The 20,433-nt window shown below is 43.4% G+C and carries 17 protein-coding genes; 8 read left to right on the forward strand and 9 right to left on the reverse strand.

The genetic code is table 11. The features are described 5' to 3' along the window. Positions 1–12: 12 nt before the first annotated feature. Together EXT48_RS16595 and EXT48_RS16600 are read right to left on the reverse strand one after the other, a co-directional pair. Positions 13–1,380, reverse strand: coding sequence for an MFS transporter (locus EXT48_RS16595; RefSeq protein ID WP_039492994.1), 1,368 nt, complete (start codon positions 1,378–1,380; stop codon positions 13–15). Between the two features lie 139 nt (positions 1,381–1,519). Next, entirely contained in the window at positions 1,520–2,266 is a 747-nt protein-coding gene (locus EXT48_RS16600) for an ABC transporter substrate-binding protein (protein ID WP_130165070.1), read from the reverse strand. Between the two features lie 180 nt (positions 2,267–2,446). Between EXT48_RS16600 and uvrA the strand changes: the two genes are divergently transcribed. Continuing rightward, positions 2,447–5,269, forward strand: a complete 2,823-nt coding sequence (gene uvrA / locus EXT48_RS16605) for an excinuclease ABC subunit UvrA (protein ID WP_010605951.1) — start codon at positions 2,447–2,449, stop codon at positions 5,267–5,269. Between the two features lie 50 nt (positions 5,270–5,319). After that, positions 5,320–6,414 (forward strand): hypothetical protein, encoded by a 1,095-nt coding sequence (locus EXT48_RS16610; RefSeq protein ID WP_130165071.1) that lies wholly within the window; start codon positions 5,320–5,322, stop codon positions 6,412–6,414. Here the strand turns inward: EXT48_RS16610 and EXT48_RS16615 are convergent. After that, a complete protein-coding gene (locus EXT48_RS16615; RefSeq protein ID WP_130165072.1) occupies positions 6,395–6,793 on the reverse strand; it encodes a thioesterase family protein in 399 nt (132 codons plus the stop codon). The two genes, EXT48_RS16610 and EXT48_RS16615, sit on opposite strands and share 20 nt — an antisense overlap. Positions 6,794–6,822: 29 nt before the next feature. On the opposite strand from EXT48_RS16615, the gene EXT48_RS16620 reads away from it, so the two are divergent. After that, positions 6,823–7,524: a 2OG-Fe(II) oxygenase gene (locus EXT48_RS16620; RefSeq protein ID WP_088531994.1), complete on the forward strand. Its 702-nt coding sequence runs from the start codon at positions 6,823–6,825 to the stop codon at positions 7,522–7,524. 232 nt (positions 7,525–7,756) lie between these two features. Here the strand turns inward: EXT48_RS16620 and EXT48_RS16625 are convergent, their stop codons facing one another. Continuing rightward, on the reverse strand, positions 7,757–8,125 hold the full coding sequence (locus tag EXT48_RS16625) for a YacL family protein (protein ID WP_128727558.1): 369 nt from the start codon (positions 8,123–8,125) through the stop codon (positions 7,757–7,759). A gap of 62 nt (positions 8,126–8,187) precedes the next feature. On the opposite strand from EXT48_RS16625, the gene EXT48_RS16630 reads away from it, so the two are divergent. Next, complete coding sequence (locus tag EXT48_RS16630) at positions 8,188–9,132, forward strand: AEC family transporter (RefSeq protein WP_239360757.1); 945 nt, start codon at positions 8,188–8,190, stop codon at positions 9,130–9,132. A gap of 3 nt (positions 9,133–9,135) precedes the next feature. On the opposite strand, the gene EXT48_RS16635 is transcribed toward EXT48_RS16630, so the two are convergent. Continuing rightward, a complete protein-coding gene (locus EXT48_RS16635) occupies positions 9,136–9,363 on the reverse strand; it encodes a hypothetical protein (protein ID WP_010376621.1) in 228 nt (75 codons plus the stop codon). Positions 9,364–9,583: 220 nt separating this feature from the next. Here EXT48_RS16635 and EXT48_RS16640 point away from each other — a divergent pair, with 220 nt between their 5' ends. Then, on the forward strand, positions 9,584–10,897 hold the full coding sequence (locus tag EXT48_RS16640) for a short-chain fatty acid transporter (protein WP_130165073.1): 1,314 nt from the start codon (positions 9,584–9,586) through the stop codon (positions 10,895–10,897). A 30-nt stretch (positions 10,898–10,927) separates the two neighbouring features. On the opposite strand, the gene EXT48_RS16645 is transcribed toward EXT48_RS16640, so the two are convergent. Then, the gene (locus tag EXT48_RS16645) at positions 10,928–11,938 is read right to left on the reverse strand and encodes a metalloprotease (protein WP_130165074.1); all 1,011 of its coding nucleotides are present in this window, start codon (positions 11,936–11,938) and stop codon (positions 10,928–10,930) included. A gap of 210 nt (positions 11,939–12,148) precedes the next feature. Between EXT48_RS16645 and EXT48_RS16650 the strand changes: the two genes are divergently transcribed. After that, a complete protein-coding gene (locus EXT48_RS16650; protein ID WP_130165075.1) occupies positions 12,149–13,357 on the forward strand; it encodes an EAL domain-containing protein in 1,209 nt (402 codons plus the stop codon). Here EXT48_RS16650 and EXT48_RS16655 read toward each other — a convergent pair. Beyond that, a complete protein-coding gene (locus tag EXT48_RS16655; RefSeq protein WP_010605959.1) occupies positions 13,341–14,468 on the reverse strand; it encodes a hemolysin family protein in 1,128 nt (375 codons plus the stop codon). The two genes, EXT48_RS16650 and EXT48_RS16655, sit on opposite strands and share 17 nt — an antisense overlap. Before the next feature lie 166 nt (positions 14,469–14,634). On the opposite strand from EXT48_RS16655, the gene EXT48_RS16660 reads away from it, so the two are divergent. Together EXT48_RS16660 and EXT48_RS16665 are read left to right on the forward strand one after the other, a co-directional pair. Beyond that, complete coding sequence (locus EXT48_RS16660; protein WP_130165076.1) at positions 14,635–17,088, forward strand: S9 family peptidase; 2,454 nt, start codon at positions 14,635–14,637, stop codon at positions 17,086–17,088. A 225-nt stretch (positions 17,089–17,313) separates the two neighbouring features. Continuing rightward, entirely contained in the window at positions 17,314–18,009 is a 696-nt protein-coding gene (locus EXT48_RS16665) for a response regulator transcription factor (RefSeq protein ID WP_017219015.1), read from the forward strand. A 43-nt stretch (positions 18,010–18,052) separates the two neighbouring features. Here the strand turns inward: EXT48_RS16665 and EXT48_RS16670 are convergent, their stop codons facing one another. Both EXT48_RS16670 and EXT48_RS16675 read right to left on the reverse strand, forming a co-directional pair. Next, a complete protein-coding gene (locus EXT48_RS16670) occupies positions 18,053–19,573 on the reverse strand; it encodes a YifB family Mg chelatase-like AAA ATPase (protein ID WP_130165077.1) in 1,521 nt (506 codons plus the stop codon). Between the two features lie 17 nt (positions 19,574–19,590). Further along, on the reverse strand, positions 19,591–20,205 hold the full coding sequence (locus tag EXT48_RS16675; RefSeq protein ID WP_039492969.1) for a trimeric intracellular cation channel family protein: 615 nt from the start codon (positions 20,203–20,205) through the stop codon (positions 19,591–19,593). Positions 20,206–20,433 lie beyond the last annotated feature (228 nt).

Genomic DNA, 20,433 nt, shown 5'->3' on the forward strand with positions numbered 1-20,433 from the left:
TGTCTCCTCACACTATGACAAGCCCAGCACTTGCTTGGCTTGCTTCAAATCAAAAATTTTATCATCTACTTTTAGGTAGCTACGATTCTCATCTCTCACTACCGTGGCCTCAAGTACCCCAGGTAATGAAACCAATTGGTCTGCCAATTCCGTCGCTTGTTGCTCATTTTCTACAGCAGAAACTAAGCTGATCGCTTTGCTCTTAGGTGGCACTTGCATGCCCCATGCGATAACAAACCATATTACCCCAATAATGGCCGTTGCGGCAAATATCGTATCGACCGCAAAATTTTGTGCCAAGATACCACCCAAAGCACCACCTATAAATGCGCCAAGAAACTGGCCAGATGAAAAGACTCCCATCGCCGATCCCTTTTGGTTTGCTGGAGCTATGCGAGAAACCAACGCAGGCATAGTTGCTTCGAGAAAATTAAAGGCAATAAAATAGACCAGCATTGCACCTGCGATCACCCAAAGTGAATCCACAAAGCAATACAAAGTAACCGAGCTTACCACTAACATTGCAATAGACAGCAAGAATGTCTGCTTTTCTTTTTGTTTGCGGATCGCCACTATCATCATCGGTGCCATCAAAATGAAGGCGAGTAAAAATACCGGAATATAGAGTTGCCAATGCCTATCTGCTGCAAGGCCATCACGGATCAACTGGCCAGGCAAGGCTACAAAAATTGTAGTCAGCGTCAAATGCAATAGCAACACCCCAAGATCAAGCCTCAGTAACTGTGGGTTTTGCACCAAGCGACGAATATCTGCAAAGCTTGCAATTGTGTCACCTTTTGGGGCTTTATTTACCGCATTTGGCACCATAAAGGTAATGATAGCGATCCCTACAATTGCCAATACCGCCGTCAGCCAGAAGATCCCTGCGATACCAAAAGACGCTGCAATCATTGGTCCTAATAACATGGCTACAGCAAAGCTCATACCAATGCACATGCCAATGACCGCCATAACCTTGGGACGCTGCTCGTCACGGCTCAAATCCGCAGCAAGCGCAAGTAACGCACTTGCAATCGCGCCCATGCCCTGTAGGGCTCTACCAAATGTCACCCAATAGATTGAATCCGCTAATGCCGCGATAACGGATCCTAATGCAAATACCAACAACCCACCAATGATGATTGGCTTGCGGCCGAACTTATCAGACAACCAACCCATAGGTATCTGCAGTACAGCTTGAGTCAAACCATAAGCACCAATAGCCAAACCAATCCACAGTGGCGAGACATCCTGTAAAGACTGGCCGTAAACAGCTAACACTGGCATCAGCATGAACAAACCAAGCATGCGGAAAGCGAAAACGCCAGCAAGAGAAATCGCGGCGCGCTTTTCAGTTGGGTTTAAAGAGTCATTAGACATAAGGCGGTATTCATCACTATCGAAAATCACGCGCAAGTTTAACAAACTCTTTTCTTAACTTACACTAGCGCGAACGGATCTTTGCAATGCGATTGTTACCATCATGAATTTGAGCAGCTTACTTCGAGAGAAAAAAGCGCTAGTTGACGCCGTACTTGGCCGTGATCTGAGCTAATTTTCCGCTACGTTTAACCCGTTCAAATGCTTGACTCAAACGCTGCAAACGCTCGCTCGAGGTGCGTGCCTTGCTAAAGGCAAAATATACTGGGTTTTCGTTAATAACCAACGGGCTAATTGCAAACTTTTCAAAATCAGGGTTATTTTTACTTTGATACAGGATGTTGAATTTTTCTTCTAAAAACCCTGCGATCCGTCCTTTTTTGAGCAAATTCAATTTTACCTGATTGTCGGGTACATAAATAAATTGTGTTTCACTGTCGGTACGACGCGCAAGGCGAGCTGTAAACGCCTCACCGTAATAAGCATTACGCTGAATAGCGATGGGCTTTGACAGATGGAATAACGACTCAAGTGAGTCAAGCTGATGAGGCTCGCCTGAGTTCATTGCAAAAACAATGGTTTCCATTCGTTGAGGACCAATAAAATGCGCAAACTGTTCACGTACCGGTGTTTTTGTGACGCTCAAAATAAGATCGATATCGCCCTCCTCTAAAAGCTTCAGCGCCCGACCCCAAGGAATACTTACGAAACGATAGCTACACCCCGCTTCATCTAACAAGGCTTTAGCGAAATCAACGTCCATACCGTGCCAGACAAGGTCGTCATTTAATTTAGACTGCGCCGCATAATTCTCAAACCGCACCACCAGCTCACAGGCGAAGACATTTTGGCAAAGCAGCGCCAAAAGCAATAAAAGTCGATACAAAATCAATATCCCAAGTTGATCGGTTTAATAAGTTTAGTTCGTTTAGCAGAGATAACTTAATTTTGTATTCGGGATGCGGTAATCTGTTCACTTCACATCATGCTTTGACTGATCCAGGTTTCAATTTAGTGGATTAGTATCGCGTACTCAGTACAGCGCACGAAAAAACACAAGGGTCGTATGGATAAAATAGAAGTTAGGGGTGCCCGCACCCACAATTTAAAAGACATTTCACTCACTATTCCAAGAGACAAGTTGATAGTGATCACGGGTCTTTCTGGCTCAGGGAAGTCGTCTTTAGCATTTGACACCTTATACGCAGAAGGCCAGCGTCGTTATGTTGAGTCTTTGTCTGCGTACGCGAGGCAGTTTTTATCGCTGATGGAAAAACCAGATGTGGATCACATTGAGGGCTTGTCTCCCGCGATTTCCATTGAGCAGAAGTCGACTTCTCACAACCCACGCTCAACCGTGGGAACCATTACCGAAATATACGACTATTTAAGATTACTCTTTGCACGAGTGGGTGAACCGAGATGCCCTACGCATGATTTACCGTTAGCCGCACAAACTATCAGCCAAATGGTTGATACTGTATTGGCGCTACCAGAGGGTAGCAAACTTATGCTACTTGCACCGGTGGTGAAAAACCGTAAAGGTGAGCACGTAAAACTGTTAGAAGAGCTTGCAAGCCAAGGTTTTATTCGTGCGCGTATTGATGGCGAGGTATGCGATCTCTCAGATCCACCAACGCTAGAGTTACAGAAAAAACATACCATAGAAGTCGTGGTGGATCGTTTCAAAGTCAAAGCAGGGCTTGAGCAGCGGTTAGCCGAATCTTTTGAAACCGCGCTTGATTTGGCTGATGGCATTGCGCAAATCGCCTATATGGATGATAGCGACGCAGACGAACTGATCTTCTCGGCCAACTTTGCCTGTCCAACTTGTGGCTATGCCATGAGCGAACTTGAACCACGACTGTTTTCTTTCAATAACCCCGCAGGTGCCTGCCAAAGCTGTGATGGTTTGGGGGTAAAGCAGTACTTTGATCCCAAACGTGTAGTGCAAAACCCAGAACTAAGCTTGTCTGGCGGTGCAATCAAAGGGTGGGATAAACGCAGTTTTTACTATTTTCAGATGTTAAGCTCGGTTGCCGAGCAATATGGATTTGATTTAGAAACGCCATTTCAGGATCTGCCGAGTAAATTTCAAAAAGTGGTTTTAGAAGGCTCAGGCAAAACTAAAATCGCGTTTAAGTATCGTAATGACAGAGGCGATCTTATCACCCGCAATCACGAGTTTGAAGGCGTGTTAAACAACATGAATCGCCGTTATCGGGAAACGGAGTCCAGTTCAGTAAGAGAAGAGCTCGCCAAATATCAAACCAGCCAAGCGTGTCCAAGTTGCCATGGCTCACGCCTGCGCGAAGAAGCGCGCCATGTATTTATCGGCTCGACCAATCTGCCAACTGTAACAACGATGAGTATCGGCGAAGCCAGTCAATTTTTTATCGACTTAGCACTCACAGGTCAAAAAGCACAAATTGCGGACAAAATACTCAAAGAGATCCGTGACCGTTTATCTTTCTTGATCAATGTTGGCCTAAACTATCTCTCTTTGGAGCGTAGCGCTGATACTTTATCTGGCGGTGAAGCTCAGCGGATCCGTCTTGCAAGCCAAATTGGCGCCGGTCTCGTGGGGGTAATGTACGTACTGGATGAGCCTTCAATTGGTCTACATCAGCGTGATAATGACCGGTTACTTAAAACACTCACGCACTTAAGAGATCTTGGCAACACCGTGATTGTGGTAGAGCACGACGAAGATGCCATTCGTGCAGCCGATCACATCATCGATATCGGTCCAGGCGCCGGCGTACACGGCGGCTATGTCGTCGCTGAGGGAACTCGCGATGAGATAATGCAAAGTAAAGACTCATTAACGGGTCAATATCTCAGTGGCGAGAAATGTATTGAAGTTCCAGCGCAACGCCATCAATGTGATGACAAATGGCTTGAGCTTAAAGGCGCAACGGGCAACAACCTAAAAAGTGTCGACTTAAAAGTGCCTGTTGGGCTCATGACCTGCGTAACTGGGGTATCTGGTTCGGGTAAATCTACTCTCATTAATGACACCCTATTCAAGCTTGCCCATCAGGAATTAAACGGTGCAACAACGCAAGAAGCTGCACCATATGAATCAGTTCATGGGCTAGATCACTTCGATAAAGTTATCGATATTGATCAGAGTCCTATCGGTCGCACACCACGTTCAAACCCTGCAACTTATACCGGGATCTTTACTGCTATCCGTGAACTATTTGCGGGGACGCAAGAGTCGCGTTCACGCGGTTATAAGGTTGGCCGCTTTAGTTTTAACGTTAAAGGCGGTCGCTGTGAGGCCTGTCAAGGCGATGGGGTGATCAAGGTAGAAATGCACTTCCTGCCGGATGTCTATGTTCCTTGCGATGTCTGTACTGGTAAGCGCTATAACCGTGAAACACTGGAAGTGCTGTATAAAGGTAAAAATATCCACGAAGTGTTGGAAATGACCGTTGAGGACGCTCGAGAATTTTTTGATAAAATTCCCGCGATCAATCGCAAACTACAAACTTTAATGGACGTTGGCCTCTCCTACATTCGCTTGGGGCAAGCCGCCACGACCTTGTCCGGTGGTGAAGCACAGCGGGTTAAGCTCGCTCGTGAACTATCAAAACGAGATACTGGTAAAACACTCTACATTCTCGATGAGCCAACCACAGGTCTGCACTTCCATGATATTCAGCAGCTACTCGCGGTATTACATCGTCTACGCGATCATGGTAATACGGTGTTGGTTATCGAGCATAATTTAGATGTCATCAAAACCGCGGACTGGATTGTGGACTTAGGTCCAGAGGGAGGAGCTGGAGGTGGTCAAATCCTCGTCTCAGGTACACCTGAAACGGTGGCTGACTTTGCGGCTTCGCATACAGGTAAGTACCTTAAGCCCTTATTGTCTTAATTTCTAAAAGTCTCTATTATTGGTGCATAATAATTACAAATTCACTTATTATGCATCAACTTCTCGCGCCAAAAAACTTAACCGCATACCTAGCAAGACTGCGCTTTTCCATCGGCCAATTTTGGCAAAGCCTAACGCTGGCTCAACGCTATTATTTGGTCAGTTTTATCATTTTTATGTTCAGCTTGAGTGAAACTGAAGATAATAACTTCACCGCTTTTTTGATCTTAATAACCACAGTAACCGCGCTATGTTATGAATTCTGGCCAAGGATCATGACCTTTTGGGAAAGTGTGCCAGGCAAAGCACTAATACTATTATTTTACGCCTTTATTGCTAACTTTGTGTTAGTGCAAGCTGATGGCCGTATCAATGATTTAACTGGGGTCAGCACAGATAATTTCCCTTACACACATAATTTGAGTGTGTTGCTGTCGTTACCTACTTGGTTTTTTATTACCAGTACCTTCTTGTTAATTCTCGCGCAACTCTTTATGACCTGCTATGTCGTTGTACTTTTCCTACTTAAACCATTGCGTATAAAGCCTTTTTGGCATCAGAATCACTATCGTTATCCGGCAACAACAGCAATCATCAGGTTGATCATGTGCTTTGTTTTATTGGCTTTCTTGGTGCTTGGCATCGCTAAATCAGGTGCTTCAACCGCATTTACTGAGTTTTCTTCTGATTTCAAAATAGATGAGGACGGAATTTCTTTCCAAGCCAACGCGAAAGAATCGCGCTCTGCAGACTCCGCAGAAAAAAACGAAGGAGCATCGGAAACTCAACCACAAGTGGCCGACATGAGTGGCGATACTCCACAACAAGATGAAGCACAGCCCACGGCAGATGAGCCGGAGTCGTTAACGGTATCTATTAATAACGATCCCAACCCCGATTTGCACGAGCAAGGCAAAAACTATAACGATGTGCTTAACCAAATACTGGCTTACTTTATCTTTCGCTTTGAGTCTGACGGAAACTCACGTTGTGAACATAGCGAAGGCAGTAATATTGTTGAATTAAATGATTATGAGATCTTAGAGATAATGCCGGATAACGCCGCAGAATACGGCTATACCTATACGGTAAAGCCTTGTATCTCAGCGGCAATTGGTCATCAGTTTAAACCGCAGCAACCATAAAGGTGCCTAGCGCATCGCGCTCTTGCTGACTCAGCGGTTGAGATAGCTTAACCGCAAAGTCATATCGCACCATAATGGTTTTACCTTCAGCACAGCATTCTCCATGCTGCCAAGCCTGCTGCAAAATCACAAATGAGCTGTTGCTGATATGTTCAACAGCCGTTTTTATTTCGACTTCTTGACCATAAAATAGCTCCCCTTTAAAAGTGACCTCGACTTTAGCAACAATCAATTTCCACTCTTTTGGATTTAAATCTGGTGTAAATATTTTGAAAATAGGTGTGCGCGCGGCTTCAAACCACACAGGGAGTACGGTATTGTTGATATGTCCAAGCACATCTGTGTCGCAAAAACGCGGCATAAGCTTTTCAGACAGCATAATAACTCCAATAAAAACTAGGGAAAAACATGAGTGATTTTATTCGCGTTTACGATAACGCACTCAGTTCAGACTTTTGCGATGAATTCGTAAAGACCTTCGATCAAAGCCCACATTTAAAACAGGGGACTACGTCTGGTGGTGTCGACTTGAGTAAAAAAGTCAGTCACGACCTTTATTTAAATTCCTATCCTGACTATGCCAAACAGTTACAACACATTCAACAGGTTACGGCAAAGCACTTATTTGAATACCTTGAAGAGCATTTCTTTATGATCATCGGTGCATTTGGACTTAAAGTGTATCACCCTAAAACTGGTGAGCCTGTCGATCTCACTGTGGATAACTTTGAAGAAGTCGGCAAGCCACAACTCCCGGTCCTTGCTCAACAGCTGTTTCGTTTGGGCGCTATCCAAGCTCAGCGCTATCAAATAAATAAAGGCGGCTACCCCTATTGGCACAGCGAAGTCTACCCTCAACATGACCATAATGAAGCCTTACACCGAGTGCTGTTATTTATGTTCTACCTTAATGATGTCGAGGAAGGTGGCGAGACCGAGTTTTATTATCAGCAGCGTAAAATTGCCCCAGTAAAAGGCTCTATGGTGATAGCGCCAGGGTATTTTACACATACACATAGAGGCAATATTCCGGTTTCTAATGATAAGTATATACTCACTTCGTGGGTGTTATTTAATAGAGCAGAGCAACTCTATGGTACACCCAAATAAGCTATCTCTATACTTCAGGGGCTGTTGAACTCAAGCATGCAAGATCAACAAGCCCCACAGAACTTATTTAACCTGAGGTTTGGATAAGGAATGAGCTAACTCACTGTTTTTTTAATCACCTTAAACTATCTTCTTATCTAGCCAGAGAGTTTTGGGGATAACTCCGCTTCCGCGTCCTGCTCTCGCTAAGGTACCTACATCCTGTAGGCAAGGCGAATTTACGCAGCTCAGGTTATTTAGCTTTGGTAAATTCAGCCCACTCTATCAGCATGGGTAAAAAATCTTCATAGCCACACACTGCCATCATACCCGACTCATCTAAAGCCAATGCGTCTTCTTGGTACTGCGCTATGTCATCACTTTCATGAAACAGAGCGTGGCTTTCAAATAATGCTTCTTGCGGCGTGAACGTGGCGCGGATCTCTTTTCCAGCCAACACAAGCTCTTCTTTTTGATTTGGTAGGTTTTCAAGCTGTATCAACAGGCTGACAATACGCTCATGTGCAAGCTCTTCGCTCAGCCACCGACCTATCAACGCATGCTCGTCATTTAAGCGAGCTCGAAACCCAGAAAGTGGGTCACGAATAAACTGGTATTCCATCTTTACTTCTTAACTAAATCACCTTCTTTTATTATACCTAAGTGGCGTCCGCTAAGCATTCATTGATAGAATTACCTTTTAACCACTCGATTGTTGGTCAACGCATGTCGCCTGTTGAGATCTTATTTCCTCTCATCTTTATCGTTATTTCTGGGTTTTTGAGTGCAAAGATAAGCTTTATTGCCATCAATCAGCTTGATGGCTTGCGTACTTTTATCTTTAATTTATGTATTCCTGTGCTGTTATTTAGCAGTATGGTTCAAGCAGATCTGAAAAGCCTCGCAACAGGCTCCTTGTTATTATCCTTTTATCTCCCAGTCGCTCTGACTTATGCAGGCCTATACCTATTTCTTTTCAAGGCACAACATCGCTCAAAAGCAGACAGTGCAGCATTAGCCTTAAGTGGCACCTACTCTAATACCGTGTTAGTCGGATTACCGATTATCCTAATGGCGCTCGGTGAGCAAGCCGCTGCCATGGTATTTATGATTATTACATTCCACAGTGCGATGCTGTTTTTTATGACTTTTTTACTGGCAGCAAGACACAAAAATAAGGTAGATATTGTCAAACCCCTGCTGTTAAACCCAATAGTGATAAGTATTACGAGTGGTTTGATATTAAACGTTGTTGGGTTAAAGCTACCAAGCTTAATACTTGAAAGCTTTAGCTGGTTGGCAAAACCTGCCATTCCAGGGGCGCTATTTATTCTGGGTGCGAGCTTGGTACAGTACGGCGTGCGAGGAAAGTTACACGGTGCACTATGGCTGAGTGCAGTAAAACTGACGCTACTACCAGGATTGGTTTATCTCTTTGCCACTTATTTAGGATTGGCAACTCAGCAAGTTCAGGTGGTGACTTTAATGAGTGCCTCTCCTTTAGGAGTAAATGCCTATCTTGTTGCTAGACAGCTCGACAGCCAACAAGCAACGCTTGCGGCTACCGTTGTGCTGTCTACTGTGCTGAGTATGGTCAGCCTGACTGGGTGGTTATACTTTTTGGTATAACCGTTAATACCTAGGCGGCGTATACTTAGCAGCATCAATAATAGCCCACAAATGGAAAACGGCTGCAATCACAGGTGGAACCAATAAAAACCACAGTGCATACCCACCTACAACAACAATTGCGAAGATTAAAGCCGCCAATATACGACCTTGAACCAACTGACCAAGGCCAGGGAAAAAGACGTTACAAATCGCTGCAATTACATTACCACCAGAACCTTGTCCAGACATAGTTACCTCTCTTAGTTACTTAAAGTCTTTCTTTTTAATATATCAGATTTCATGCCAACCCTAACACTTTGATTTTAAAAGAAACCAATGAAGCTCATTGTTTTCTGTTCACTATAAGTTAGCCTAAACCACTAACTTTTAGCTTAAAGTTTAGCTATATTATGATGCGTAACTCAATCACTTTGATTTACATAAAATAATAATGAAAACAGGATGTCTTATGCTTGGCAAGTTTACCACCCCGCTAACAAAATTAGTCGACAAGTATCTACCCGATCCATTTGTGATTGTACTTTTACTCACTTTTTTGGTGATGGTACTCGCTACATTGTTTACTCCAGCAACGCCTGTCATGGTGCTTGAGGCATGGGGTAATGGCCTTTGGAAGCTGCTAACTTTTGCGATGCAAATGTTGTTAGTTTTATTATGTGGTCACATGCTTGCTGTTACCCCTCCAATAGCGAAAGCGCTAGACCGTATCGCAGGCCTAGCTAAAACTCCCTCTCAAGCAATTATACTCACCACCTTTGTTGCGATGAGCGCCAGCTGGATAAATTGGGGGTTTGGCTTAGTAGTTGGGGCTTTGTTCGCAAAGGCCATCGCTCGAAAAGTGAAAGTTGATTATCGCCTGTTAGTGGCTAGTGCTTACTCTGGTTTTGTTGTTTGGCACGCAGGCCTATCAGGCTCAGTCCCCCTGACTATCGCAACTCCGGGGCACTTTAGTGAAAAGAGCATAGGTATTGTTACCACTTCAGAGACAATCTTTGCACCATTTAACCTACTCATCGTACTCAGTATTTTTATCGTTTTACCACTTATAAATAAACTAATGCTTCCCAAAGATGATGACGCAGTTATTGTTGATAAAGAAAAGCTCATTGAACAAAGTAATGATATCAGTACCCACAATACTCCGGCTGCAAAATTAGAAAATGCCTCATGGCTTGGTATGTTAGGAGGAGCAATCGGTCTTAGCTACTTGGGCTTTTACTTTATTTTTAATGCAGGCACATTGACATTGAATATCGTCATAGCCCTGTTTTTGTTCTTAGCCATGCTGCTACACAAAACCCCTGCAAATATTCTCAATAGCCTACAACAAGCAATTCAAGGTGGTGCCGGTATCGTGATCCAGTTTCCTTTTTATGCTGGGATCATGGCTATGATGGTCGAAACAGGACTAGCACAACAAATATCTCAAGGATTTGTTTCTATTAGCAGTCAATGGACATTACCGCTGTGGAGCTTTTTAAGTGCAGGCCTTGTAAATATATTTGTGCCTTCAGGCGGCGGTCAATGGGCGGTACAAGCACCAATTATCATTCCCGCAGCAGAAGCGCTTAATGCAGACATAGCCAGAGTCGCGATGGCCGTTGCATGGGGTGATGCTTGGACTAACCTGATCCAGCCATTTTGGGCACTCCCGGTACTTGCAATTGCAGGCCTTAAAGCCAAAGATATTATGGGGTTTTGCCTAGTACAATTGCTGGTAACGGGTGTAATTATCGCAACTTTATTGTTGCTGCCCCTGTAAGAAGGTGCTTAATGCACCTTCTTACACAAATTAACTTGATAAAATTTTCATTGGTAAGCTTAGAATTGGATTCTCTGAATCAGCAAAATGCATCATTACCGCAACATGACCTGTAATAACAACTATATACATAATAGCGCTGACCACTTGCCCATATCGGTCAAGGGGTAATAAGTGACTGTAATTACGGCCACGCCACTCAATCAGGATTTCAAAACTACCAATCAAAATGAATATCACCAGTAAGATTAAGCCAAAGGTGTAACTTATCCAAAGGCCGAATAATACTCCTGCCATACACGCCAATAACCCCACCCAAGAGCGCATTGAAAAGCTTATGCTTTTTAGAACATGCCCACCATCTAACGGCAAAATAGGTAGTAAATTGAATAAGTTCAACAGCGCACTTAATACTGCAACACCAGCAAAGATTTCCATCTCTGTCGCATAATACAACACCACTCCAAGGATTGAGGTTATCAAACCAAATGCCGGTCCCATCAACGAAATAACTACGTCTTGCCAGCGGGTCGTGATCTTATCATCACTTACAGCCAGGCCACCAACGAAAGGGATCAAATAGATGCCTTTTGTTTTAATCCCAAAATAGCGCATCGCGCGGACGTGGCCATATTCATGAACGACTAAGCAAGCCACAAGCATAAGCGCAAACTGCCAAGAAAATAGCCATGCGTATCCTGCCACGGATGCACCAGCCAAGGCAGCTTTGACCACTTTGGCACTTTTAAATAACTTTAAGCCCAATGCCGCCAAACCAAATAAGCTGCGTTTTTCTTTAGGTGTTTCAGTGCTCACTTCAAGCCACTGAAGTTCAGCTCCATTTACTGCAATCCCAAGTAACCCCTGAGGTAACTGCTCTGTATTTACCGCCAGTGTTTGTCCATCAATGGTCGCGAAAATGCCATTATGTTGCTCTTCAAAGGTAATCGCTTGCTGCTCGACAAAAAGCTGTACTACTTGTTGTTGGTTAAAAAAGATCGATACCGCTTTGTCCGCTAGCGAAAGCTCGACTCTATTCATATTCAGATCCAAAGGTCATTTGGGGCATTATCGCTAAAAGCGTCCGCTTCATAAAGTTCTGTCGAAATCTGAATTAGAAAAATGCAGGCAAAGTGTCATTATTGCGCTTCAAATTGAGTAAAAATCACCTTTTAAAGCATTTTGAGATTTGAGCACTTTAAATTATTTGTACTAGACTTTAAGGAGGTAAGGTATACGAAGGAATTGTTAATGTCATTAGCAAAACATCGGATAATGGTAGTAGATGATTCACCCGCGATCCTCGTCGTAATGCAAGCTATTATGACTGAGCTTGGCATTGAGCATGTCACAACCTGCTCAAGTGCGGTGAATGCTGTAGAAAAAATACGGCAGACTCCTCATCAATTTGACGCCATTTTTACAGATCTCAATATGCCCGAAATGGATGGCATGGAATTTATTCGCCAATTGGGAGAGCTAAGGTTCTCTGGCGGCATTATTATTATTTCCGAAATGGACGAAAAGATTATTGATCTAGCAACCAACCTTGCCAGACAGTCCAATGCACATCTTATCGGCAATATTTCCAAGCCCGTACAATTGGTTGATGTCGAGCGCATGCTCAAAAAAATGGAGACGTATACCACTGTTAAACGTAGCCGTATTGAAAAGGTAACCGAAAGTGATCTTTTGCACGCCATTAGTCACAATGAAATTACGCCTTACTATCAGCCAAAGGTTCACCGTGGTGACAAAAAGATAAAAAGTGTCGAGGTGCTTGCTCGTATCGTGTCTAAAAATACCGAGCGGGTTATTTTACCAGATCATTTCATTGGTGTGGCCGAAGATACCGATCTAATTAATATCATTACCTTCCAGCTTTTTGAAAAGGCGACGGATGAATTCAAAGCAATCAAGTCTGAGCTTAATTACCCGATTAAAATGGCGTTCAACTTATCACCCGTGCAATTAAATGATCTGAGCTGCCCAGATAAACTGGCACTTATTCTAGAAATAAACCGTTTAAAGCCTAGTGATATCATTTTAGAAATTACCGAAAACCAACCGATGAATCAGTCTATCCAATTGGAAACAATGAATCGCTTACGGATCCGGGGGTTTGATATTTCGTTAGACGACTTTGGTACTGGATTTACCAATATTCAGCAATTAAAGTCTTTGCCGTTTACTGAGATCAAAATCGACCGCTCTTTGATAACCCATGTGGAATCCGATCGCTTTTCACAGGTACTTATCGACAGCTTAATCGACATCGCACAAAATCAACAGTTAGACATAGTAGCTGAAGGTATAGAGCGGATTGAAGAGCTACAATACCTTGACCGCTACAAGCATAGCCTGTTAATGCAGGGCTTTTTAATCAGTAAACCTAAACCACTAACAGACCTAGTCGGGTGGATACACTCTTGGCAGCGTATGATTAATTCGAACCCTTAACCTCTGGAGAGGCAGTTTCCTCTCCGTCGCTTTGCGTTTCAGACACATCTTCAGCTTCGTCGCTGTCTTCAATCAAATTATCATGATTATCAACGCGCTCTCGCCACTTTTGCTTAGCAGCAGCTTGCATATTGGTGGTTTGCTCTCGCTCATCAACAATATCCATTCCCATTAATGATTCAAGCAAATCTTCTAATGTCACTATGCCTTGTACATCGCCATACTCATCAATGACAAGCGCAATGTGTAGACGCTTTGCCAGTAACGCTTTGAATAACTCTGGCGCAGCTAGCGTTTCCGGTACGGTATAAAGAGGGCGAGATAGCTTACCAATTTTATATTCTTCTCCAAGCCTATGATAAGCAAGCATAATGTCATTTTTGTGCACAAAGCCGATGATGTCATCTGTGTTTTTATCGAATACCAACACCCGAGAAAAAGCAACCGAACCATGCTCAGACAAATACTCGTGTACTGTCATATCTTTATGCACTTTAAATAGCACCGTTCTTGGTGTCATGATGCTTTCTAGTTTGGCATGACGAAAACGTAATAAACTACGAATGGTTTCAGTCTCGTCCTGATGCAGTGCACCAGCTTCAGAGCCAATCTCCGCCATCGCTTCGATTTCTTGACGAATATAGTGAGCCTCATCATCTTTACGGCCTATCACTTTTGTTAACTGATCAGACATCCACACAAATGGCTTCAATATTCGAACTAGCCATACCAACACACTTGAAACGATAGGTGTTAATCCGCGCCAATAAGTCGCTCCTAAGGTCTTTGGAATGATTTCCGACAGCACCAAAACCAGTAGCGTCATCACCGCTGACGCTATACCGACAGCTGCATCTGAAAATACCACAGCAGCTTGTGCACCAACCCCTGCAGCACCGGCGGTATGCGCAACGGTGTTTAACGTTAGAATGGCAGATAAAGGCTGATCAATATTGTCTTTAAGGCGTTGAACTCGCGATGCTAATGCATCATTGTCTTGCTTTAAGATCCCTATATGGCTTGGCGTAATACTAAGTAGCACTGCTTCCATCACCGAACAGATAAAAGAGATAGCTATTGCCAAAAACATGTAGGTTAATAATAAAACCAAGTAAATTCTCCTCTTTATTCAACGCTAAGTGTTTGCTTAACCGCATACGTTATGTTGCTCATCAACACAGACTATTAAATTTAGGACGTCTATCGCAGCAATACAACCAGTTCAAAATACTATGATATAGTTTTATCATATAATTACCTACAATAGGCGCAAATAAATGAAATTACGTACAGCCGTCACCCTACTATTTACGGCAGTCTCAGCACAACTTTCAGCAAGCCCATTAGACGAATCAAAAATACAATTTTTGGGTCCCATCGCTGGCGAATCAACAATAAAGCCAGCGGATACAGCCCATCGTGATGCAATTATTGAAAACCTGCTACCATCATTACAACAAGACGCCAAACAGGTAACACTATTCAATAATGAAAGCAAATGGCAAGCACTGAATAAAGTATCTCAATTAACGATACCTGGACTACAAGCTCTGAAGTTTAATTTCACTACTGAACGCTTTGTCTCAGGTAAACTCAAGCTTGAGGGCATTGAGAAAGCCAAAATATTTCTAAATGGAGAGCCGGTCTCCGGTGTTAAAGAGGTTCAGCTTGATGTCGTCAAGGGCGATCATCAAATCCTCGTTATCGCTGAGCAGGTAAATGACTGGAATAAAGTTGATCTTAGCTTTGAAGGCGAAGCAGCACATGACGTTATCACGCTAACAGAAAAACAAACCAAAGCGCTGTCTGCAAAGCAGTTGTTTGATGCTCCAACGGTGAGTGTTATCTCACTTGCACCTAACGGCGAATATTACATTTCTACCGTACGCCACTACGATGATGAAAAAGGCAACGCAGCAATCACCGAAACAGCTTTATACAATGAAGATGGTGACATGCTTTACAGTTTCGATGGCATGAGCGCAACTAGCTTTGCATGGCGTGATGACAGCAGCAAACTCACCTATTTAGAAGACAATAAAGCGTACATCCTTGATGTAAAAACCTTTAAACGCACTCAAGTTGCTACTAAGCTCAATGGCGCGAATAGTATCGAGTTTTTTGATAATGACACGCTTATTTTTGCTTGGACCAACAGCGGCAAAGAAGAAGGCAAACTGACTAAACATTATCAAGGATTGGAAGATAGATGGTCATATGCCCGCACCCAGTCGCAAATCTTCTTACTTGATATCAAAAGTGGGCTACTTAATCCTGTGACAGTTGGCGCACAAAGCCATAGCTTGGCCGACTTTGACGCACAAACAAACACGGTTTTAGCAACGCGTAATAAGCAAGACTACGCGCAGCCTCCTCACATGTTGACAGAGTTAATAGAAATTGATCTATCAAACAATCAGCAAAGTGTCATTGGCCAGTATCGTACATTTAGCGGCGCTCAATACACTAAAAATGGTATTTATGTAACTGCAGGTCCTGATTTTGCCGAAGGTGCGGGGCGCAACTTACCTGAAGGTATGCTCGCGAATAACTATGATGGCCAACTCTATTGGTTAGATCGCAAAGGCAACAATGTAAAAGCACTGAGTAAAAACTTTGACCCAGCCATAGGCAGCTTTACCGTACTCAGTAATGGCGATGTGGTACTAAAAGCGACTGACCAAGATCGTCAACAGCTTTTCCTCTTTGACGAAAGTAAGTCTACTTTCAAACGCTTAAACACTGGGCTGGATGTTGTCGCCAACTATTCTGTGTCGAGTGAACGTAATCCAGAGATCTTATTCACGGGAACTACAGCATCAACTCCACAACAGTTAAAAACCATGTCAACCTCAGATAAGCGAGCTGACACGCTCTGGGACTCAACAAATATCGCATACCAGAATGCAGAAATTGCCAACCTAGAAGAGTTTAATTTTACTAATACTGAAGGCGTGGAGATTAAAGGCCGCGTGTATCTACCTCACGATTTAGACAAAGCTAAAAAATACCCAGCACTTGTTTATTACTACGGCGGCACGTCTCCAGTGACTCGTGGCTTCACTGGACGTTATCCATTTAACTTATGGGCAGCCAAAGGCTATGTGGTTTATGTCTTGCAACCAACCGGTGCGACAGGTTTCGGTCAGAAATTCTCAGCAGAGCACGTCAATGCTTGGGGCGAACACACCGCTAACGATATCATCATGGGTACCAAAGAGTTTGTGAAAGCCTACCCTTTCGTTGATGACAAGCGTTTAGGTAATTTAGGTGCTTCTTACGGCGGCTTCATGACTATGCTGCTGACAACAAAAACTGATTTATTCTCAGCTTCTATTTCACATGCTGGTATTTCTAATATTACTTCATACTGGGGCCAAGGCTGGTGGGGTTATTTGTATTCTGGCGAGGCCTCAAAAGGAAGTTTCCCCTGGAACAATCCAACGCTTTATTCACAACATAGCCCGGTATTTAATGCAGACAAAGTAACAACACCATTATTGTTAATTCACGGTGACGCGGATACCAATGTGCCGCCAGGTGAAAGTCACAATATGTATACCGCATTGAAGATCCTTGGCCAAGATGTTGAATTGGTCGAATATAAAGGCGCAGATCATCAAATTTTTGCTCGTGACAAGCGCTTCCATTGGTGGAACACCATGCTGGCTTATTTCGACAAACATTTAAAGCAAGAGCCACAATGGTGGGAACATCTATACGGTAAGTAATCAACGCTAGGCGGCACTCTGTGTCGCCTTTTTGTTTAGCGAAGCAGCAATCAAACACATCATTGTATATAATTTAATAATAAAGCTAGGTTTCCCCTTGATCGAACTAGGTTGTCAGGTTAACGTGCCAGATACAGAGTTGTAAGAATTCGTTTCATGCACTTCCAAGCAGCGATCTCTCAGTGTTATATTAACGACAATTAAACAACAATTAACAGTGAAAACATGAGCATAAAGGTTTTATTAGTTGAAGATGATGAACTCTTAGCAAAGCGACTGTGTAGTCACTTTGAAAATACCGAGTTCAGTATCACTGTAGACAATACTGGGGCTACTGCGCTTGAGCTTATTCAATCTCAAACCCAAAACCCATTTGCACTTGCTATTGTTGATGTTGTTTTACCCGCCACCGATGGCCTGCAACTTGCGAAAGAGATTAATACCTTATCAGACCTTGGTGTCATCATGCTTTCTAGCCGAGACTCTCAAGCCGACAGAATCGCAGGTCTTGCGCAAGGTGCTGATGACTACGTTTGTAAGCCTGTTGATACGCTTGAGCTTGAACTGCGTATGCGTGCCTTATACAAACGTTTAGTTGGTAATAAAGACGATGAATCGGAAGAGTTTATCGAATATGCTGACTTTAAACTACACCCTGATAACCGTACCTTAATCAATCAACATGGTATTGAGTCTCGACTTACCGAAGCAGAGCATAAAGTGTTAATTTGTCTTATTTCCAATGCAGGAAGGGCAACATCCAGAGAGCGTATTTCAGAAGACATTGGGCAACCTGATTGGAGCCCAAGTGACAGAACGGTTGATGTCTTAGTTGGCCGACTACGCAAAAAACTCGGCGATGAAAAAGAGCAAAAACGCATTGTGACGGTTCGTGGTAAAGGTTATATGTTGTCAGCTTAATCTTTACCAATAATACGCTCCCTCTCTATTGAAATGCCGATAGCTAATACTGTGTTAACTGAGCTAACAACCTCTCCAACGCGCGATAACTAAGCGCTTCCTTTAAATGTGATAAGCCAATATTAGGTGTAGAGCTCAGATCTGCAATGGTACGTGCAACCTTGATTATTCGATGATATGAACGTGGTGATAGCTTTAGTTTTTCTGCTGCCTTTGCTAGAAATAAGCGTTCAGCATCAGCAAGATAGCAGATATGATTTAGCTCTTTTACACTCAGTTGGTCGTTACATTTTCCCTGACGTGCTAAAGCTGTTTTATAGGCCTGTTCCACCCTAGCCCTTATTGTCGAGCTAGACTCTCCATTACTCTGGGATTGTAGCTCTTCTGTTTTTAGACGAGGTAATTCTACCTGTAGATCTATTCGGTCTAAAAATGGGCCTGAAATCTTAGCCAAATAGCGCAATACTTGATCTGGAGACGCTCTTTTGTCAGTGTAACAACCTGTAGGACTGGGGTTTAATGCTGCGATCAGTTGAAAGTTTGCAGGGTAATCAACTTGCCGAGCTGCGCGCGAAATCGTTACCATGCCCGTTTCCATCGGCTCACGTAATGAATCCAGTACCTTCCTATCAAATTCTGGTAACTCGTCCAAAAATAGAACACCATTATTTGACAATGATATCTCCCCTGGCTTAGGGTTCGATGAGCCTCCAACCAAGGCTACCGCAGAGCAAGTATGATGTGGAGCTCTAAAAGGCCTTGTTTTCCAGTTTGATTGGCTGATTGTTTTTCCCAGTATGGAATAGATAGAAGCCGTTTCTAACGCCTGATTATCCGTCATTAATGGCATTATCGTGGGCAGGCGCTGAGCAAGCATCGATTTTCCAGTGCCCGGAGGACCAAGAAATAAAACGTTATGCCCACCTGCCGCAGCTATTTCTAGTACTCGCTTCGCCCCCTCTTGCCCTTTCACTTCAGCCATATCCAGCAAGCTCCCACCTGAAGCTTGTATATTTAGATCGTCTGGGTAGAGTTGATTAAACCTAAGTGATTGCTGGCCGCTTAAGCCTAACCATGCTGTACGCAAGCAGCTTATAGCAACACGATTAGCATCAGCGGCAAGGCTCGCAACTGCATCGTTACCAGTAGGTAGGTAAGCAGTTCGCCCCTCCTTCGCTGCTGCAATAACAGATGGCAAAATCGCAGTGACCGTCCTCAGCTCACCATTTAACGCAAGCTCACCATAAAACTCTTTATCAGCAATAGCATGGCTATCTAACTGCCCTGATGCGACGAGAACACCGAGTGCGATTGCAAAGTCAAAGCGGCCACCGTCTTTGGGTAGATCTGCTGGTGCTAAGTTTACTGTAATACGCTGTTCTGGAAATAAAAAGCCAGCATTAACAAGGGCACTACGGACGCGCTCTTTGGCTTCTTTAACTGAGGTTTCGGGTAACCCAACAATACTAAAGGCAGGTAAACCATTACTAAGGTGTACCTCAACAATTACCTCGGGTGCGGTAATACCAACTTGTGCTCGAGTGAAGACTCTTGCTAAAGACATCCATGTCTCCTGCTTACTTAATATTTATAGTTAAATACGTGTAACACCAAATGGTATCGCATAGCTGCTAATCTCAATAACAAGGTTGCCGCCATGGACAATACCATTACGTATTCAGTTGCCATGCCCAATTTAATTGCTTGAGTATAGACTACCCCGCCAAAAATGCAGGTGATCGCGTATAACTCTCCTTTTAGAAGAAGGGGGATTTCTCTGGCCAATACGTCTCTGATGACTCCACCAAAACACCCGGTCAATACGCCCATGATCACGGCTGTAGTATCAGGCATCCCAATACTTAAAGCCTTTTGTACTCCCATTACAGCGAAAAAAGCAAGCCCAATAGCATCAGCAACCTGCAGTACAGTTCTTGGAATATTTTGATGCCGATTTAGCCACCATATACTCACAGCGACAGCAAATAAAATAGCGTAAATATAGCTAGTATCATGAAGCCAAAAAACGGGTTGATCTAAAATCAAATCTCGTAATGTTCCCCCTCCGATACCAGTTACAGTCGCAAGGACAATCACACCAAAGCCATCCATATGTTTACTATGCGCAATTAAAGTTCCCGAGATTGCAAAAACCATAACACCCAAGAGATCAAACCAATGATAGAGTTCTGACATTTCGTAATTAGTTGTGAAACAAAAGCAAAATCATAACGAAGATCTCACACAAAAGGTAGTAGGATCGCCGATATTTACAGTTTTCAATGTGGTGAGAAAAGTGATTTTATGAAATGTTTAGGATGAATGCTTGCGGATAAACCATCTACCATGTTGTACTGTGCTGATAGTGTGGTAGGAGTGAGTTCATCTCGCGAGATTTTCAAATCACACATAGCAAAAAACCCG

It is taken from the genome of Pseudoalteromonas sp. CO348 (genome assembly GCF_004208845.1).
GTDB lineage: Bacteria > Pseudomonadota > Gammaproteobacteria > Enterobacterales > Alteromonadaceae > Pseudoalteromonas > Pseudoalteromonas maricaloris.

Excerpts from the sequence above, each read along its gene's own strand:
- EXT48_RS16595 (WP_039492994.1), bottom strand. The coding sequence starts at position 1,380 with ATGTCTAATGACTCTTTAAACCCAACTGAAAAGCGCGCCGCGATTTCT.
- uvrA (WP_010605951.1), top strand. The coding sequence starts at position 2,447 with ATGGATAAAATAGAAGTTAGGGGTGCCCGCACCCACAATTTAAAAGAC.
- EXT48_RS16610 (WP_130165071.1), top strand. The coding sequence starts at position 5,320 with ATGCATCAACTTCTCGCGCCAAAAAACTTAACCGCATACCTAGCAAGA.
- EXT48_RS16615 (WP_130165072.1), bottom strand. The coding sequence starts at position 6,793 with ATGCTGTCTGAAAAGCTTATGCCGCGTTTTTGCGACACAGATGTGCTT.
- EXT48_RS16620 (WP_088531994.1), top strand. The coding sequence starts at position 6,823 with ATGAGTGATTTTATTCGCGTTTACGATAACGCACTCAGTTCAGACTTT.
- EXT48_RS16625 (WP_128727558.1), bottom strand. The coding sequence starts at position 8,125 with ATGGAATACCAGTTTATTCGTGACCCACTTTCTGGGTTTCGAGCTCGC.
- EXT48_RS16635 (WP_010376621.1), bottom strand. The coding sequence starts at position 9,363 with ATGTCTGGACAAGGTTCTGGTGGTAATGTAATTGCAGCGATTTGTAAC.
- EXT48_RS16640 (WP_130165073.1), top strand. The coding sequence starts at position 9,584 with ATGCTTGGCAAGTTTACCACCCCGCTAACAAAATTAGTCGACAAGTAT.
- EXT48_RS16645 (WP_130165074.1), bottom strand. The coding sequence starts at position 11,938 with ATGAATAGAGTCGAGCTTTCGCTAGCGGACAAAGCGGTATCGATCTTT.
- EXT48_RS16650 (WP_130165075.1), top strand. The coding sequence starts at position 12,149 with ATGTCATTAGCAAAACATCGGATAATGGTAGTAGATGATTCACCCGCG.
- EXT48_RS16660 (WP_130165076.1), top strand. The coding sequence starts at position 14,635 with ATGAAATTACGTACAGCCGTCACCCTACTATTTACGGCAGTCTCAGCA.
- EXT48_RS16665 (WP_017219015.1), top strand. The coding sequence starts at position 17,314 with ATGAGCATAAAGGTTTTATTAGTTGAAGATGATGAACTCTTAGCAAAG.
- EXT48_RS16670 (WP_130165077.1), bottom strand. The coding sequence starts at position 19,573 with ATGTCTTTAGCAAGAGTCTTCACTCGAGCACAAGTTGGTATTACCGCA.
- EXT48_RS16675 (WP_039492969.1), bottom strand. The coding sequence starts at position 20,205 with ATGTCAGAACTCTATCATTGGTTTGATCTCTTGGGTGTTATGGTTTTT.